This is a genomic window from Dehalobacter sp. (assembly GCA_023667845.1).
Taxonomy (GTDB): domain Bacteria; phylum Bacillota; class Desulfitobacteriia; order Desulfitobacteriales; family Syntrophobotulaceae; genus Dehalobacter.
This window is the reverse complement of record JAMPIU010000143.1, coordinates 24,087-39,412: the sequence shown is the minus strand read 5'-3', so window position 1 is coordinate 39,412 and position 15,326 is coordinate 24,087. Positions and strand designations below refer to the sequence as shown.

Below are 15,326 nucleotides of genomic sequence, written 5' to 3'. Positions count from 1 at the left end.
CACCTTACTCGAGGGAACTGAGGGGTCTTAGGGACGTATCGTTTATCCCCCTTTGCTCCGCAAACGAATTATAAGCCAGACCCATACAAATTGCAAAAAAAGTCATCAGCTGCAGATTATAAAATATACCCGCCATGATATTAAACACAAAGATGGATGGCAGTACTGCGGCATACGCTGCCATAAACTGCATCGGCTGGCTGAATACGAGTCCCCGTCCTGAGGCAGCAATCTTAGCGCGAAGGTTTCTGATGCCAAGAATAAACGGGAGCAAAAAGAAGCTCAGATAGATCGCCAGCCCGAAAAAACCATACCTTCTGGCATACAGCGCATACTCATTGTCCACAAGAGTTGTCATCACGTATTTCTGCGTACCCCAGCCAAAGACCGGAGAATCCCAAATGCTGCCGATTGCTTTTCCCCAGCGGTCCAGGTGGCCCTGGAAAGAAGTACTGTTGGAAAAGTCGAGTCCTTCCTGCAGCCTGTAGAAGAAATCGCCTGAAGCCGTTAGGAAAAGAACTGCCGTCAGCACAAACAGCGCCGCTATTTTAATCAGAACCTTTTTGTTATGCCGGTGATAGACAAAAGCCCAAATGCTTAAAATAAGGAAAAGCAGCCCAATACCGACCAGGGCTGTCCGGGATATCGTCAGGAATTCCAGTTTGATCACAAATCCGATCAAAATAAACAGCAAAACCGGAAATTTTTTGTGATCTTCACCGAAATAATAGCGAACGGTCAGATAGGCTAGCGTCATGACAGTAAATATACCGAAGAAATTCGGGTTGTCAAAGGTACCCTGCACCCTGGCCGGATTGCCGACCAAAAGGAGCTGCCAGTGCTGCTGGTCAAAATAGGGCGACAGCCAGGTATTCATATTCAGTACGTTAAAATGCTGTCCCCAGCCGAAAATAATCAGGAAGGCAAGACCGCCAAGAAAAGCTTTGCCCAGGAAGTCAAATTCCTCTGTTCGCAGATCGATGGACAAAGCCAGCGTTACGGCCAGATAATATTTACAGAATGTCACCAGTTCCATGACATCCCGGAGACCGTAATAACCTGCTCCTTTGATGATCACGCCATAGATGTTGGAAATGGCGTAAGAGAATACGAGTAAAACAAAAATCAGCAGAATCCCCTTATGTTCTTGTTTGCGTTTTAACAACTGCTCTTTTTCTTCAGGGCTGAAGCGGAATCCTTTTGCTGCAAACAGCAGGATGTTGAGGCCAAAGACACCGAAGAGCAGCAGCTCGTCCAATCGAATATTTGGAAGAGAAGGATGAATAGGAAAAGAAGGCAGGATCATTGCTGAGAGCATGGCCATTGCTAAAATAAAAAGCCTGGTATCATTCCTTCTCGTAATGCCGTTATTCCAAAACATTGTGCCTCCTGTTTCACGTTCACTTTTTGGGGTTAGTCTGTTAGCCACACCACCGCTTTTCGGCTTTTTGTGCCATCCATGGCACAAAAAGCCGCGCTACGCAATCCTGCTCCGCTTACAGCGGAACTGTGGCTCCCAGACTGATTTCAAGAATATTAAGTCTCATGCCAGTTTAGCTCTGTATTAAACAGTCGTTGATAACATGTACAATTTCTTCCTGCTGCTGCGGGGTCAGTTCGGGATAACACGGGATCGCCAGTGCATGCTCGCTGGCCTTTTCGGCCTCAGGGAAATCACCGGCCTTGTAGCCCAAATACGCAAAAGCTTTCTGCAGATGGAGCGGAAGCGGATAATAGATCGCTGAAGCAATGCCTGCTTCCTTCAATTTCTCCATGACTTTTTCTCTCTGCTGGACTCTCATGACATACAGATGGAACACCTGATAGGCCTCCGGGTCTTTGCCGGGAAGGATCACTTTCCCCTGATCTGCCAACGGTTTAAGCAGGCTGTCGTACAGTTCGGCTTTTTGCCTGCGGGCTTTGTTCCATTCATCCAGATACTGAAACTTGACGCGGAGAATAGCAGCCTGGATCTCGTCCAGTCTGCTGTTATAGCCAATCTCTTCATGGAAATATTTTGTCTTGGAGCCATGGAAACGGAACAGTCTGACCTTTTCCGCAATTTCATCACAGTTGGTCACCACCATACCGCCATCACCATAGCCGCCGAGATTCTTGGTCGGAAAAAAACTGAATGTCCCAGCTGTTCCGTAGGCTCCGGCTCTTTTGCCCTTAAATTCGGCACCAATCGCCTGTGCTGCATCCTCTATAATCTTAAGCTCATATTTTTGGGCCAGGTCCATGACCTTATCCATATTGACCATCTGGCCAAAAATATGAACAGGAATAATCGCCTTTGTCCTGGAGGTAATTTTGCTTTCCAATTGGTCAATATCCATATTCAGCGTGACCGGATCAATATCTACGAATACAGGTGTTGCCCCGAGACTCGCAACTGCCTCTGCCGAAGCAAAAAAAGTAAACGGCGTCGTGATGACTTCATCACCCTGTGCAATGCCGCAGGCTTTGAGAGCCAGTACAAGTGCATCCGTACCATTGGCAACAGCAACAGCGTGCTTTGTCCCGCAGTACGCTGCTGTTTTTTCCTCCATTGCTTTCACATTCGGTCCGAGAATGAAATGACAGGAGTCCAGAACCCCGAGTACCGCCTGATCAATCTCTTCTTTTATCGATAAGTACTGCGCCTTTAAGTCCAAAAGTGGAATTGACACATGCATCCTCCCTTTCTGACGGCCACGGATGGCCTAATGTCGAACAAAGATCCTATGAATACAAATTGTCTTGTTTAGAGTTCATCATACCGTGTAAGCGTTGGATAGCGTTGGCGCTTCGCTTATTCCATGGATGGCATGGAGCAACTGCAGACAATATATTTAGGGTACACCCTGCACGAGTTAATTTCAAGAATTAATATAATTGTTTATCCTGGTAGGTCTCGGTAATACATTAGCTAGATCAGCTCATCTTCCGGGACATCCCGGACGGCTTTGGCAGGAAATCCTTTGTAGACCTTCCCGGCAACTGTATCTTTTGTAATGAGCGAACCTGCCGCGACAAATGTCTCTTCCGCGACTTCGATGCCCGGAAGCAGGATCGCTCCTCCTCCGATCCGCGCTGCCCTGCGGATTACGGCTCCCTTGATATGTTTAAAACGTTTTTCGGTCCGCCCCATATAATTGTCATTCGTCGTTGTCACCATCGGCGCAATGAAGACATTTTCTTCAATCTCCATATATGCGGTAATGTAGGAGCCGGTCTGGATCTTCGTAAAAGATCCGATCCTGGTATTATTCTCGACAGCACTGCCGCTGCCGACAACAACTTTATCACCAAGCGTGCAACGCTCCCGGACCAAGGCCCTGTCTCCGATAAAGACCCCGTCGCCGAGCTCTGTACCGGAGTAGATCACCGATGAGCAGCCAATGGTACACTTTTTACCAACTTTAAGCGGCGGCAGATCTTCCGTGTTTTTGACCGTACTGGTTGCCGCTGCACGCGGCGGACGCCCTACGGCGGAATTGCTGCCGATAAACGTACCTTCTCCAATCACCGTCCCCGGATATACCACGGTATGATCCCCTGCGGTAACCCCGGCTTCCAAAACTGCCTGATTTCCCAAGGTGACATGGCATCCAAGTTTAACATCTTTACCGACCTTCACTCCATCCGCCAGTACACACCCCGGCTCCAGTATTGCCCCGTCTTCAATCACGACATTCTCCCCTATTACGCAAAAAGGGGCGATGCTCACCTGTTTCCCAATCATAGCGCTAGCCGCGATAACCGCTCCGGAATGAATCTCAGCTGCCAAATCAAACCCTTCTTTCTATACAATTTAATTTATTGATATTCTAAGAACTATCATTAAGAATACTTAGCTTGCACCAAACCTTAATTGCCTTTAGATGTATTAATAGGTACTTATACTTTCTGATACAAATAAACGAGGATGTTTTGCCATAAACATCCTCACATGTAGTGACTTTCACCTTGATAAATAACATTTACATAGGGAAAGTTTCATTCCGTTCCCAGGATTCTACGATCCGGACTGCCTGATAATAGTCAAAGCCTTTGCCTAACAGGTAAGCAATAAGGGCTGTTTCCATAACACCGTGTCTAACATTCACAGTCCCCGCTTCTCTCATTCCATGCCTGACGGCAAGCTCGACCTGCATCATTGTCTGGTGATAATCCGGCATCATCGAATATGTTCCCGGCCCCGGTCCATCATAAGGAGGTCTCATTTTTCCTATCTCCTTTCCGGTTTTAGTGTACTATACAAATATGTACCAACCGGAAAGGAAGTGCATGGCTTTTTTTAATCTTCAATTAACGGAAGTTTAACCGGTACCCCGGTTTCCTGGCATTTATAGATGGATAAAATAATTTCAAGTGCCTTCCGTCCCTCTTCCCCAGGAACTGCCGGAATCCCGCCGGTCCTGACTGCTTGGATCATATCCTCTATGATTTCCCGGTGGCCAAATCCGTACACATTGGGCGGATCGGTCTCCTGGGCAGCAAAGATCTGCTCCTTTTCAGCTTCACTTTCAGGGAATTCCCATACCTCGACGCGGTTCACTGCGATCCCGCCGATCACAGCTGAGCCTGTTTCCCCAAAAACGTTCAGCGTTTCCTCGATATTCTTTGGATAAATCGTGGAAGCAGCCTCAATCAGCCCGATTGCGCCGTTCTTAAACTTCAGTACCGCTCCGGCGACATCTTCCATTTCAATATTTCTTAAGGCGGTATGGGTATAGCCAAAAACGGATTCTACAGGACCAAACATCCATTGTAATAAATCAATGTTATGAATGGACTGATTCATCAGGACGCCGCCATCCTGCAGTTTGGTCCCTCTCCAAGGTGCCTGCAGATAATAGTCCATTCCCCGGTTCCAGCGGACAGTCGCCTGACCGTGGGTCAGTTTCCCAAAACGTCCTGCCTCCAAAGCGTTTTTCAGTAATTTAATTGATTTATTAAAGCGGTTCTGATGAATGACCGCCAGTTTGACACCGTTCTCCCTGCAGGTCCTGATCAGCAGATCTGCTTCGCGGAGCGTCATAGACATGGGCTTCTCGACCATCACGTGTTTGCCGGCCCTGGCCGCTGCAATCCCGATTTCCGCATGGCTTCCGCTCGGGGTTGCAATCGTGACAATATCGATATCTTCTCTCTTCAAAAGATCGTGATAATCCATATACGGCTGCGCCTTGTACTTGCTGGCAAAATCTTCAGCCCTTTCCGGCACAATGTCACAGACAGCCGCCAGCTCTGCGCCGGGGATAGCTATAATCGATTCCGTATGTTTCGGGGCAATTCTTCCGCATCCGATTACGCCAAATACTATTTTGTCTTCTGTCAAAAATTCCACTCTCCAATCATGGGAACAGGGCCTCTTTTACTTAGATCTTGAATATTTTTTCACGCATCTGCCGCACGTCTTTGGTCGCATTGCGCGTATCAACGACTAACGGCGCATATTGGACGATTTGTTCGTAGTCGATAGTACTGTGGTCAGTAATAATTAAGACGCAGTCAGCCTCCTGCAATACATCCGGGGTTAGCGCGATGCTTTCCAAATGCATCGTGCTGCCGCCATGCGGCTCAATCACCGGTACATAAGGGTCATGGTAGCTTAATACGGCGCCTTCCTTGCGCAAGAGTTCCATGATGATCAGGGCCGGTGATTCGCGGACATCCTCAATATCCTTCTTATAGGCCACACCTACAACCAGGACTTTGGCATCCTTAACGCTTTTATTCAGGGAATTTAAAGCCCGGTATACTTTATTGACGACATAAGAAGAGACTTCAACATTGATCTCGCCGGCCAGTTCAATAAAGCGGGTATGGAAGTCATACTCCCTGGCTTTCCAGGTAAGGTAGAACGGATCAATCGGAATGCAGTGGCCGCCAACACCCGGTCCCGGATAAAACGTATGGATGCCAAAAGGTTTCGTCGAAGCAGCTTCGACGATCTCCCAAACATCAAGCCCCATCCGGTCGCATAATAGCATCATTTCATTCACGAGTGCGATATTGACTGCGCGGTAGGTATTTTCAAATACTTTGGTGAGTTCGGCTGCTGCCGGTGAGCTAACCGGTACGACATTCACAATGGTCTGTGCATATAAGGTATAAGCAATCTCCAGGCAGTAAGGCGTTACGCCGCCGACAACTTTGGAGGTGTTCTTCGTTGAAAAACGCTTGTTACCGGGGTCAACTCTTTCCGGCGAAAAGGCCAGGAAAAAGTCTTGCCCAACTTTAAGCCCCGACTGTTCCAGAATCGGCAGGATCACTTCTTGCGTGGTTCCAGGATATGTCGTACTCTCAAGTGTGACAAGCTGTCCCTGACGAATGGTTTTTCCGACTTCCTCAGCGGAAGCCTTCATATAAGAAATATCCGGATCCCTGGTAATGGTCAGCGGTGTTGGCACACAAATGATCACCACATCACAGTCAGCAAGTTTAGCAAAGTCAGTGGTTGCCTGAAGGATCTTTTTATCGACAAGTTCTTTAAGCTCCTCATCCTTGACATCCCCGATATAATTTTCTCCGGCTGATACCATGGCAACTTTCTCGGCATTAATATCAAATCCGAGAACCGGGAAACCAACCTTACCTTTCTCAACTGCCAGCGGCAGGCCGACATAACCAAGACCGATCACGCCGATCCGGGCGGTATGGTTTTCAATTTTCTTTTTGAGTTCCAGGGCAACAGGATGATTCTGCGTAATGACATTTTTAACTTCCAGCATAGAAGTTCCTCCTTATATCTGTGGTGCAAGCGTTCATGATGGTCAGGACTGCGCTGCCTGTGTATTAATGGTCTTCCTAAAGTCAGGAAGAAGCGTCCTGATGGAAGTGTTGATTTCCTCCCTGTCCATATAGCTGCCACGTTCGCGTATTTTCTGCACCAGTCCTTCAATCGCCTCATGATCAATATGGTTGGGCCTTGCTACGAAAATACGTTTATGTTTCGTTGCTGTCGTTCCTTCTTCCGAAGTTAGAATTTCTTCAAAAAGTTTCTCGCCCGGTCTCACGCCGGTAAACTCAATCTGAATATCTTTACCCGGTTCAAAACCTGATAAACGGATAAGGTCCTTGGCCAGATCAACGATCTTCACAGGCTTGCCCATATCAAGAATAAAAATTTCTCCGCCTGAGGCCATCGCGCCGGCCTGAATGACCAACTGGCTTGCTTCGGGGATGGTCATAAAGTAACGGGTCATCCTAGGATCCGTTACCGTTACCGGTCCCCCCGCCATAATCTGCTTTTTAAACGTAGGGATGACGCTTCCGCGGCTTCCGAGAACATTGCCGAAGCGAACGGCGACAAACTTGGTCTCAGATCTCTTGTCGTAGTCCTGGATGACCATCTCGGCCATCCTTTTAGATGCACCCATGATGCTGGTAGGGTTGACCGCCTTGTCGGTGGAGATCAGCACAAACGTCCTGACTCCGTTTTTGTCGGCCGCTGCAGCCAGGTTGCTCGTGCCCATAACATTATTTTTCAATGCTTCCTCAGGATTCACCTCCATCAGCGGCACATGCTTGTGCGCAGCTGCATGGAAAACCACGTAAGGCTTGTACTTTTCAAAAACAAGGTTAACCTTACCGGCATCCTTAATATCAAAAATTTCCGTCACTATTGGTGAATTCTTCAACTCCTGCTCAATATCAAAAATACAGTTTTCCCCGTGTCCGGCCAGAATAAGCTTTGAGGGGAAAAATTTGACAATCTGTCTGCAAAGTTCCGATCCGATGGAGCCTCCGGCACCGGTCACCAGAACAACCTGGTTTTTCAGGTAACCTGCCACCTCTTCCAAATCCACCGATACCTGTTCACGCCCGAGCAGGTCTTCGACCTGTACTTCCCTTAAAGAACTCACCGTAATCTTGCCGCTCAGGATGTCGTATACGCCGGGCATAATCTTTAAGATCGCCCGTGTCTCCTTGCATATTTCCACGATCTCCCTGACAGTCTCTCCATCGGCAGAAGGGATCGCGATGATAATCTCATCAACAGCATAGTCCTCAACAATCCGCCGGATGTCGTCACGGGAACCCAACACCGGAAATCCTTGAACATGAAGATTAATTTTGCTTTTGCTGTCGTCAATAAAACCGACGGGTACACCTTCTTGAAAATCTCTTTTCTTGAGTTCCCGTAAAGCAAGAACGCCTGCATCACCGGCTCCGATGATAAGTACTTTTCGCTGCGATTTGTTGGACACGGCAAAAATAGCATTCTCCTGGCGCATCCTCTGGCTGAACCGCAGTCCGCCGATTAAAACAATCAGCATCAGCCAGAAGTAAACGCTGACAGAATGCGGAAGTCTGAGCGGGGAAATAAAATAGACCACCATGACTGTGAGCGCCGCACCGACGGTTACAGCGTAAACAATAGAAAGAAGCTCTCTGACACTGGCATATCGCCAAATATTTTTATACAACCCAAAGAAGTGAAACACCACGATGAGCACAAAAGTTGATACAATCGCGGCATTCAAATAAGTGCCCAAATATTTGACAAACTCCACCTGCAGATCAGCCTCTTCGGAAAGACGCAGATAGAAGCTTAAAAAAAGAGCAAGATTAATCAATAAAGCATCGGTAAGCATTAAAAATAGGGTGCGTTTGGGATGTGCCACGCTATCGGTTCCGACCTTTCAGGACGTAATTCGTTTTCACCGTTTATCAGTTTACTACAGTTTTCCTCATTTTACAATTCAAAAGGGGGACAAAGATCCGTCTCCTTGTCCCCCCTCATGCTATATTTTAACCATCTGGTATTTGATCCGGATAATCGCATTGTCACTGATGACGGATTTGCCTCCGAAAACCACCAGTTCCACGTCCGGCGAGATACTCTGAAAATATTTCTCGGTATCGGAACCGGCTGCAGGCCCTTCCGTCGGAATCAGCAACAGCGGCGTATCCATATTAGCAGCAAGCGCTGCTCCCGCTAAAGCATCCGGGAAACCCTCCCCGGTTGCCAGATAGATTTTTTGGGCATCGGGATACAGGGACTGCACGACTGCGAGCGAAGTATTATAGCGGTTATTACCGGCAAAACGGCGGACTTTGTCTGCGGAGAGACCTGCGATACCAGCGATGCTGCCGGCGACCCCGGCCGATACAGCCCCTTCCCCGCCGGCAATATATAACTCAGACGGTTTCAGGGTCTGCAGAAGTTCTGCGGTGGCCTGCGGCAGGCTGTCTTTTGCCGTCAATAGCAGCGGATATCCTTTGGCCGCGGCAGCTGAAGCGATGCCTAAAGCATCCGGGAAGTTTGATCCGGTCGCAACAGCAACTCCGCTGCCTTCAGGAAAATGGGACGCAATGAGCGCTGCGGTCTCATATCTGTCCTGACCCGCTATACGCTCAAAATCTTCTGTCCAGGTAACAACTTCCTTCAATCTGTTCTCCACGCTGGACGACAACGCAGTTTCACCGCCAAGAATAATCACTTTCAGTGGTTTCAGAACTGTTAAAGCGTTTTCCACCCGCTGGTCGAGCTGGTCCCTTGAAGTAAGAAGAATTGGCGCATGATTCTGTTTCGCCAGGGATACACCGGCCAAGGCATCCGCAAAAGCATCGGATCTCGCGATCACGACCGTCTCACAGCCGTAAGGCCACCCTTCATAAGCGATTTTTACAGCTGTGTCAATCCGGTTCAGGCCGGAAATTCTTTTCACAGTTGAGAGCAGCAAATTGTTTTGACTTCTGGAGATCATGGGAAGGCCCAGGGTGTAACCGGCATAGTGAATCGGTTCGGGCGTCTTCCAGACAGAATTCTTTGACGGCAGTGTCCCCGCCGGCAGCAGAGACTTCGACACCGGTGTGATACTGACAGGATCAGTCAGCCCCTCATAATAATCGGTGGCAATCAGTTTCAGAATTTTATCCTGGTAGGCTACTCTGCCTGAAGCAGCCGCAGTATTCGGATTATTGACGGTAGACCAGCTGTTGTAGGCCCAAATCGCAAAATACCAGTTTTCCAGTTTTCCGGGGTCGCCGTCTCCGATCGTCGGGGTCATATTCCACTTAGATTTCAGGACTTCAGCCCCGTAGGCAATATTATAGGCAATATCTGTTTTCAGGTGGTTAATCGTCTCCGAATCGGAAGGATCATATACCCCAATCTGCATAATACCGAGGTAAGGCCTGCTGCCTGAGCCTCCCGTCACAACATTACCCGAACTGTTCCATTGACGCCAGCCTGATTCTTTGAACGCAATCGCTTTGAGAATCTCCGCAGGAACTTTCTCCTCCAGAGCCACCTGGTCAAATATCTGGGATATCTCCTCGGGAGTAGGATTCTGGTTTGCTGCCTGAACAGGCAGCGGCCTGGCCGGAATCAGCAGCAAAATACTGAAAAGCACGGCCAGTAATAACCGGATATATTTTTTCGAACGCATTAATTACCTCCTAATCAGAAACACAGAAACCGCCGCTCCTTACCATTCATGGCCCCGACAGCTCTTTGCCGTCCGTGGCAACGCTGCACGAGTCTATCCATGGACGTCGCGGCATTAGACCAGTCAAATGCTTTGTCATCCTGACGCATTCGACACTAGGCACATCGTATGCCATCTTCGTAGCCGTCACAAAAGAGGTTTAGAGTAAATAAATTCGTCTTAGAGACAGATTTTCCTTCCCCAAAATTTTTCCAAATCGCTGGAAGCCGCATAAACGCTCATAAACAAAATTCCGACAAGAAGTGCTGCTTGCCGGAAAAGGTCAATATTATTCCATTTAATGAATGATCTTGCTTGCGACCCCTTCTCATCAAATTGGCTGGTTATGGACGAATTACTAACAGATTTTTGACTAATCTATCATTGATTTATGTTATCAATCACATCTGTCTGAGTAAATATTTTACACGGGTAACCGTATATTCAGAAATAGAAGCTTCCGGGCCGATCACTTTAACATTTGTGGAAGAAGCCATCTTTTTTAGATAATTTTCTGTTGGCCCGTTTGTCGTGAAGCCCTGCGGAGAAATCAGCAATAGACAGGCATTCTTCGTTGCAGCCAGGGCGCCAGCGGCGAGAGGATCTGCAAAATCGAGTCCAGTAGCCATATAAATCTCCTGCGTACTGGGAAAGAACGCTTCCGCAATCATCACCGAAGTCTCGTAACGGTTGCTCCCGGCAAAACGAACAATATTCCCCACAGACAATCCGGTTGTCTGAGTCAGGGCTGTCACTACTTCAGCAGTAATGACTTTTTCCCCGCCGCCAATATAGATTTTTCCCGGTGAACGTTTGCTTAAGTCCTGTCTGGTAACCTCAGGCAGGCTTCGGGTTGAAGTCAGCAGCAGAGGCATCTCGTTCGCAGCTGCAGCTGTGGCCAGGCTTAACGCATCCGGGAAATCCATACCCGTAGCAATAGCCACGCTGGCATCTTTGGGGAAATCAGCGGCAATCAGTACCGCAGTCTGATAACGATCCGCCCCGGCAATCCGGGAAACATCAGAGGTCCAGGTCAAAACGGCCTTGAGTCTAGTCTCGACTGATTTGCCGACGGCCTTCTCTCCACCCAGAATAATCACTTTTGTGGGCATTAAGGTATTCAACACCTCAATGACACCCTGATCAAGCTGATCCGGGTTTGTGAGCAAAATCGGTGCATTATATTTTTTAGCCAGAGGCACGCCGGCCAGAGCATCAGGAAATGCATCCGAACGGGTTATAATGACGGTCTGGGCCCCACTCGACCATCCGTTCAAGGCAATTTGATTGACCGTGTCTATCCTGTCCTGACCTGAAATTCGGGTGGTTGTGCCAACCGTACTGGAAGTTAAGTCTCCCAGGGTATACGGTTCAGGCGTATTCCAGATCTGACTGCTGCTCGGCAGCGTGCCAAGCGGCAGAAGTTCGGCGGGAACCGGCGTGATTTGGACAGGTGAGACCAGGCCCGGAAAATATGCTGTCGCGGCTTTGCGAATGATCGCGTCCTGATAAGGTACCTCGCCTCTGGCAGCGGCATTATTCGGGTTGTTGTACGCTAACCAGCCATGATAGGCCCAAAGCGCGAAATACCAATTCTCCAGCTTGTTGCGGTCCCCATCACCAATCTTCGGCACCATCTGCCATTTTTGATTCAGCAGATCCGCGCCGCGGGAAATATTATAATCAATATCATATTTAAGCTTATTAACTTCTTCGGTATCTCCGGGATCATAACTGGTAATCTGCATGATTCCGAGGGCAGGATTCGAAGTTCCGTCGGTGCTGCCGGTTACCACTTCACCATTTTGATCGAACTGTCTCCAACCCGATTCACAATAGGCAATTGTTTTTAGCAGTACGCTCGGAATTCCCTTGTTTCTAGAAATCGTCTCAAGCTTCTGGGCAATGACTTCCAGGGGAGGATTTTGATACGTCTGAATCTCTGCCCCGGATGCACCGGAACTATAGACCGGCAAAACCAATAATACGATCAACAGAACCGCAAGCGCCCTTGGCTTTCTTTTGAACATCTGTTTCTCTCCCTGTCTTAATCTTTTTAAGACAAAATTTTTTCATCTCCTAGAATTCGCCATCGTTCAGTTAAATCCTGCAATACTCCGTCTGCTATATTGCCGTTTCGCCCGTAATCAGCCAATTCTGACCGATTTTAATTAGATTCGCTCTGACATGGACCTGATGTTCCTGCTCTTCCCCCAACGGGTACTGCTCATCCAGGTCATAATCTCTGGCAGTGTAACAGTAAACGGCATTGACTGTTGCTGAGAATTTGTCGGCAGATTCGATTTGCACGTCATCAAAAATGATGTTGCCGACATCCAGTCCGATTCCTCTGGAAATAAACTCTTCTGCCTTCTGGATATGCTTTTCCATCAAGTCTCCAGTGTAAGCATTGGCAATCGCAGTTCTGAACGCAGTCATATCTTTGGCTTTCCAGGCATCAAAAAGCATTCCCAGCCCCTGCTTATACTGTGCAATAATTGCTTCCTGTTCTGCCTCAGTCAAGGCACTTGTACTTTCGTCAGTACTGTTATTTGTACCGTCATTTGTACCATCAGCTATCCCATCAACAGTGCTATTTCCTTCGGCAAACAGGTCCGGAAGAACATTCTGAACAGCATCACCGCTCTGAACGGTGCCTACTTTGGCTGCGTTGTCCTTTTCAGCCGGAGAATTTACTTCCGGGTTCAATGTCGTTGACCATAAAAAGTGTCCTCCTGCGCCGAGGCACACCCCCAGAACAAATACCAGTACTGTAACCAACCAAAATTTTTTACGCATAAAATCACAATCCCCTCAACAACGGATAGAATGGTAACTATTTCCATTCTATCCGTTCTGCGGGGATTTTAAACATACTTCAGCCTATTTTTATTACAGGATTGTGGACCTATTCTTCCTTATCCAATCTCTTAAAGATCCAATAAGAATATCCAATTGGAACGATAAGCAGGACTGCAATGACAATCATCACTGTGACGGTCAGAAACTGGGCAGGCAGGAAGCTTGCCGCCATAAAGATCAGTCCGCCAATGACCCAGAGCGGTCCTGCCATCCGGTGCGTTTTGTACCAGACTTGCTCATTGGCCAGCGTCCATGGAGTCTTGATTCCGGCAAAGTAATTATGCTTTAGTTTGCCCATATAGTTTCCAATAATTACAAACAAGGCACCGACTCCCAATTGAATCAAGGAAGGAAAGCTGTTAAAATACCCGAGCGCCGTGCCCAGCGAGCCAAAATGAATCAACATAAAAAACAGCATTATGACAAGCACAATGATGGTATACGGTTTGCTCATCCGGCTATAGTTCTTTTTCTTAGGATCCACTTTCGGAAGGAAAACGAGCAGGATCAGCATAGCTGCCATCATCAGCGGAAACAGGAAAGCTCCCTGAAAGGCACTGCCCCAGCCGTCGATTTCTCCGGCTGCATTCCAGTGCACCGGAACTTTATCCGGGAGACGGGGATAAACAACCAAGCTAACCGCCAAACTTATGAGAACCATCAGACTGCCAAAAATAAGCATTCTGCGCATCCATAATTCTTTATTCTCCGACATTGCACCAGCACCCTTTCTTATGATTCATCTGTTTGTTTATTTATTTGTTTGTTTATCTTTTGATTCTTCTTTTCTGTAAAACAAATCAAACATCATCCGCATGACTTCTTCAAACACAGAGGTATCCAATGCATAGACGATGGTCTGCCCTTTTCTTTCATCTGTAACCAGCCCGGCCTGCTTCAAAATATTTAAATGATGGGAGATGCTTGGTTTGGAGATCTTGAATTGATCTGCAATTTCCCCTGCCGTCATATTTCGTTCTTTCAAAAAGCGGATCATTTCTCTTCGGGTCGGATCAGCCAAAGCTTTAAACGTATCATTATACGGCGACATTTGTGATCCACTTCCTTAATTTTAATAGATATTTAGATATTTAGACAATTATCTAAGTATTTATTATTGTACATGATTTGTTAGAATTGTCAACGTTTAAAGATCAAAAAAGTTATCCTAATCTCAAGGAGGTTTGAGACAGGATAACTTTTTTAGAAGCGCTTCAAATGTTGTTTCAGGCGCCTATCAATGCATTAGGAATGCTATTCAGAACGTTTCGTGGCAAAAGGAGTTGCCCCGTAAACCTTGGAACTCATATCATCCCGTAGCAGATGCGCGTCCAAATCATGAATCTCGAGATGGAATTGTTCAATTCTTACTTTGTCCTTACTGTCAAAGGCATCGATCCCTCTATTCAGAAGATTCCTGAAATATACATCAAAGGTGGACGCCTGACTGGAATTGACCTCATTTTCCATTTGCTTTTCCCATAAGGTCTTATGGAAAACAATGTACTTCTTAATATCCTGTTCGTTCATCTGAGGCCCTGCAGTGACACCGTACAGATAACCATCCGTGTACTGGTGGATGTTCCAGGCGGCTCCGAAGGCAAGAGTCCTGGATGCATCGCTGAGCGCTCTCTCGCCAAAATACTCCTCAAGCGAAGGCGCAATATTCAAAAGACTCAGATCCGGTTCCCTGTACTTTTTGACTTCATTCGTGCTGCTGGCAGAATCGTCTGTGCCGTCAGCCTGATTGGGTGCTGTAACGGTATCTCCTGCAGTACCTTCTGCAGCCGGTGTTCCCCCGGTATTGGGTGAAACCGTACTTTCTTCACCCTGAGCAATGGTCTGATCAGCATCCGTCTCTCCACCGGCATAATTGACCGGGGGCGTCTGGATAACCACTTGGTCCTCTGGTCCAACTACCTGGCCACGAAATACTTTCCAGGCAGTGGGCCCATAAATTCCGCCAATAATGATTACCCCCGCCAGAACAACAGCCCCTGCAAGAGTTAGGATGCTTTTGCGGCTGAAATTCATCCT

At 47.6% G+C, this 15,326-nt stretch carries 13 protein-coding genes; all 13 read right to left on the bottom strand.

All coding sequences use genetic code 11. The annotated features are described in order from the left end of the window. Window positions 1-4 precede the first annotated feature (4 nt). The 13 genes from NC238_11080 to NC238_11020 all read right to left on the bottom strand — a co-directional run bounded on the left by NC238_11080 (window position 5) and on the right by NC238_11020 (window position 15,323). The gene (locus tag NC238_11080; GenBank protein ID MCM1566465.1) at window positions 5-1,381 is read right to left on the bottom strand and encodes an O-antigen ligase family protein; all 1,377 of its coding nucleotides are present in this window, start codon (window positions 1,379-1,381) and stop codon (window positions 5-7) included. 172 nt (window positions 1,382-1,553) lie between these two features. Further along, window positions 1,554-2,672 carry a DegT/DnrJ/EryC1/StrS family aminotransferase gene (locus NC238_11075; protein ID MCM1566464.1) on the bottom strand — a complete coding sequence of 373 codons (1,119 nt, stop codon included), beginning with the start codon at window positions 2,670-2,672 and terminating at the stop codon, window positions 1,554-1,556. Window positions 2,673-2,911: 239 nt separating this feature from the next. Next, window positions 2,912-3,772: a transferase gene (locus NC238_11070; protein MCM1566463.1), complete on the bottom strand. Its 861-nt coding sequence runs from the start codon at window positions 3,770-3,772 to the stop codon at window positions 2,912-2,914. A gap of 193 nt (window positions 3,773-3,965) precedes the next feature. After that, window positions 3,966-4,208 carry a hypothetical protein gene (locus tag NC238_11065; GenBank protein ID MCM1566462.1) on the bottom strand — a complete coding sequence of 81 codons (243 nt, stop codon included), beginning with the start codon at window positions 4,206-4,208 and terminating at the stop codon, window positions 3,966-3,968. Window positions 4,209-4,282: 74 nt separating this feature from the next. Then, the gene (locus NC238_11060) at window positions 4,283-5,326 is read right to left on the bottom strand and encodes a Gfo/Idh/MocA family oxidoreductase (protein MCM1566461.1); all 1,044 of its coding nucleotides are present in this window, start codon (window positions 5,324-5,326) and stop codon (window positions 4,283-4,285) included. 40 nt (window positions 5,327-5,366) lie between these two features. After that, window positions 5,367-6,722 (bottom strand): nucleotide sugar dehydrogenase, encoded by a 1,356-nt coding sequence (locus NC238_11055; GenBank protein MCM1566460.1) that lies wholly within the window; start codon window positions 6,720-6,722, stop codon window positions 5,367-5,369. A 42-nt stretch (window positions 6,723-6,764) separates the two neighbouring features. Continuing rightward, on the bottom strand, window positions 6,765-8,618 hold the full coding sequence (locus tag NC238_11050; protein ID MCM1566459.1) for a polysaccharide biosynthesis protein: 1,854 nt from the start codon (window positions 8,616-8,618) through the stop codon (window positions 6,765-6,767). Between the two features lie 120 nt (window positions 8,619-8,738). Then, window positions 8,739-10,388 (bottom strand): cell wall-binding repeat-containing protein, encoded by a 1,650-nt coding sequence (locus NC238_11045; GenBank protein ID MCM1566458.1) that lies wholly within the window; start codon window positions 10,386-10,388, stop codon window positions 8,739-8,741. A 440-nt stretch (window positions 10,389-10,828) separates the two neighbouring features. Further along, on the bottom strand, window positions 10,829-12,457 hold the full coding sequence (locus NC238_11040) for a cell wall-binding repeat-containing protein (protein MCM1566457.1): 1,629 nt from the start codon (window positions 12,455-12,457) through the stop codon (window positions 10,829-10,831). Between the two features lie 94 nt (window positions 12,458-12,551). After that, window positions 12,552-13,226, bottom strand: a complete 675-nt coding sequence (locus NC238_11035; GenBank protein ID MCM1566456.1) for a hypothetical protein — start codon at window positions 13,224-13,226, stop codon at window positions 12,552-12,554. Window positions 13,227-13,335: 109 nt separating this feature from the next. Further along, window positions 13,336-14,004: an SdpI family protein gene (locus tag NC238_11030; GenBank protein MCM1566455.1), complete on the bottom strand. Its 669-nt coding sequence runs from the start codon at window positions 14,002-14,004 to the stop codon at window positions 13,336-13,338. Between the two features lie 36 nt (window positions 14,005-14,040). Next, entirely contained in the window at window positions 14,041-14,340 is a 300-nt protein-coding gene (locus tag NC238_11025) for an autorepressor SdpR family transcription factor (GenBank protein ID MCM1566454.1), read from the bottom strand. 203 nt (window positions 14,341-14,543) lie between these two features. Next, a complete protein-coding gene (locus tag NC238_11020; protein MCM1566453.1) occupies window positions 14,544-15,323 on the bottom strand; it encodes a hypothetical protein in 780 nt (259 codons plus the stop codon). Window positions 15,324-15,326 lie beyond the last annotated feature (3 nt).

Coding starts and splice junctions, on each gene's coding strand:
- NC238_11080 (MCM1566465.1), bottom strand. CDS start 1,381: ATGTTTTGGAATAACGGCATTACGAGAAGGAATGATACCAGGCTTTTT.
- NC238_11065 (MCM1566462.1), bottom strand. CDS start 4,208: ATGAGACCTCCTTATGATGGACCGGGGCCGGGAACATATTCGATGATG.
- NC238_11055 (MCM1566460.1), bottom strand. CDS start 6,722: ATGCTGGAAGTTAAAAATGTCATTACGCAGAATCATCCTGTTGCCCTG.
- NC238_11045 (MCM1566458.1), bottom strand. CDS start 10,388: ATGCGTTCGAAAAAATATATCCGGTTATTACTGGCCGTGCTTTTCAGT.
- NC238_11040 (MCM1566457.1), bottom strand. CDS start 12,457: ATGTTCAAAAGAAAGCCAAGGGCGCTTGCGGTTCTGTTGATCGTATTA.
- NC238_11035 (MCM1566456.1), bottom strand. CDS start 13,226: ATGCGTAAAAAATTTTGGTTGGTTACAGTACTGGTATTTGTTCTGGGG.
- NC238_11030 (MCM1566455.1), bottom strand. CDS start 14,004: ATGTCGGAGAATAAAGAATTATGGATGCGCAGAATGCTTATTTTTGGC.
- NC238_11025 (MCM1566454.1), bottom strand. CDS start 14,340: ATGTCGCCGTATAATGATACGTTTAAAGCTTTGGCTGATCCGACCCGA.
- NC238_11020 (MCM1566453.1), bottom strand. CDS start 15,323: ATGAATTTCAGCCGCAAAAGCATCCTAACTCTTGCAGGGGCTGTTGTT.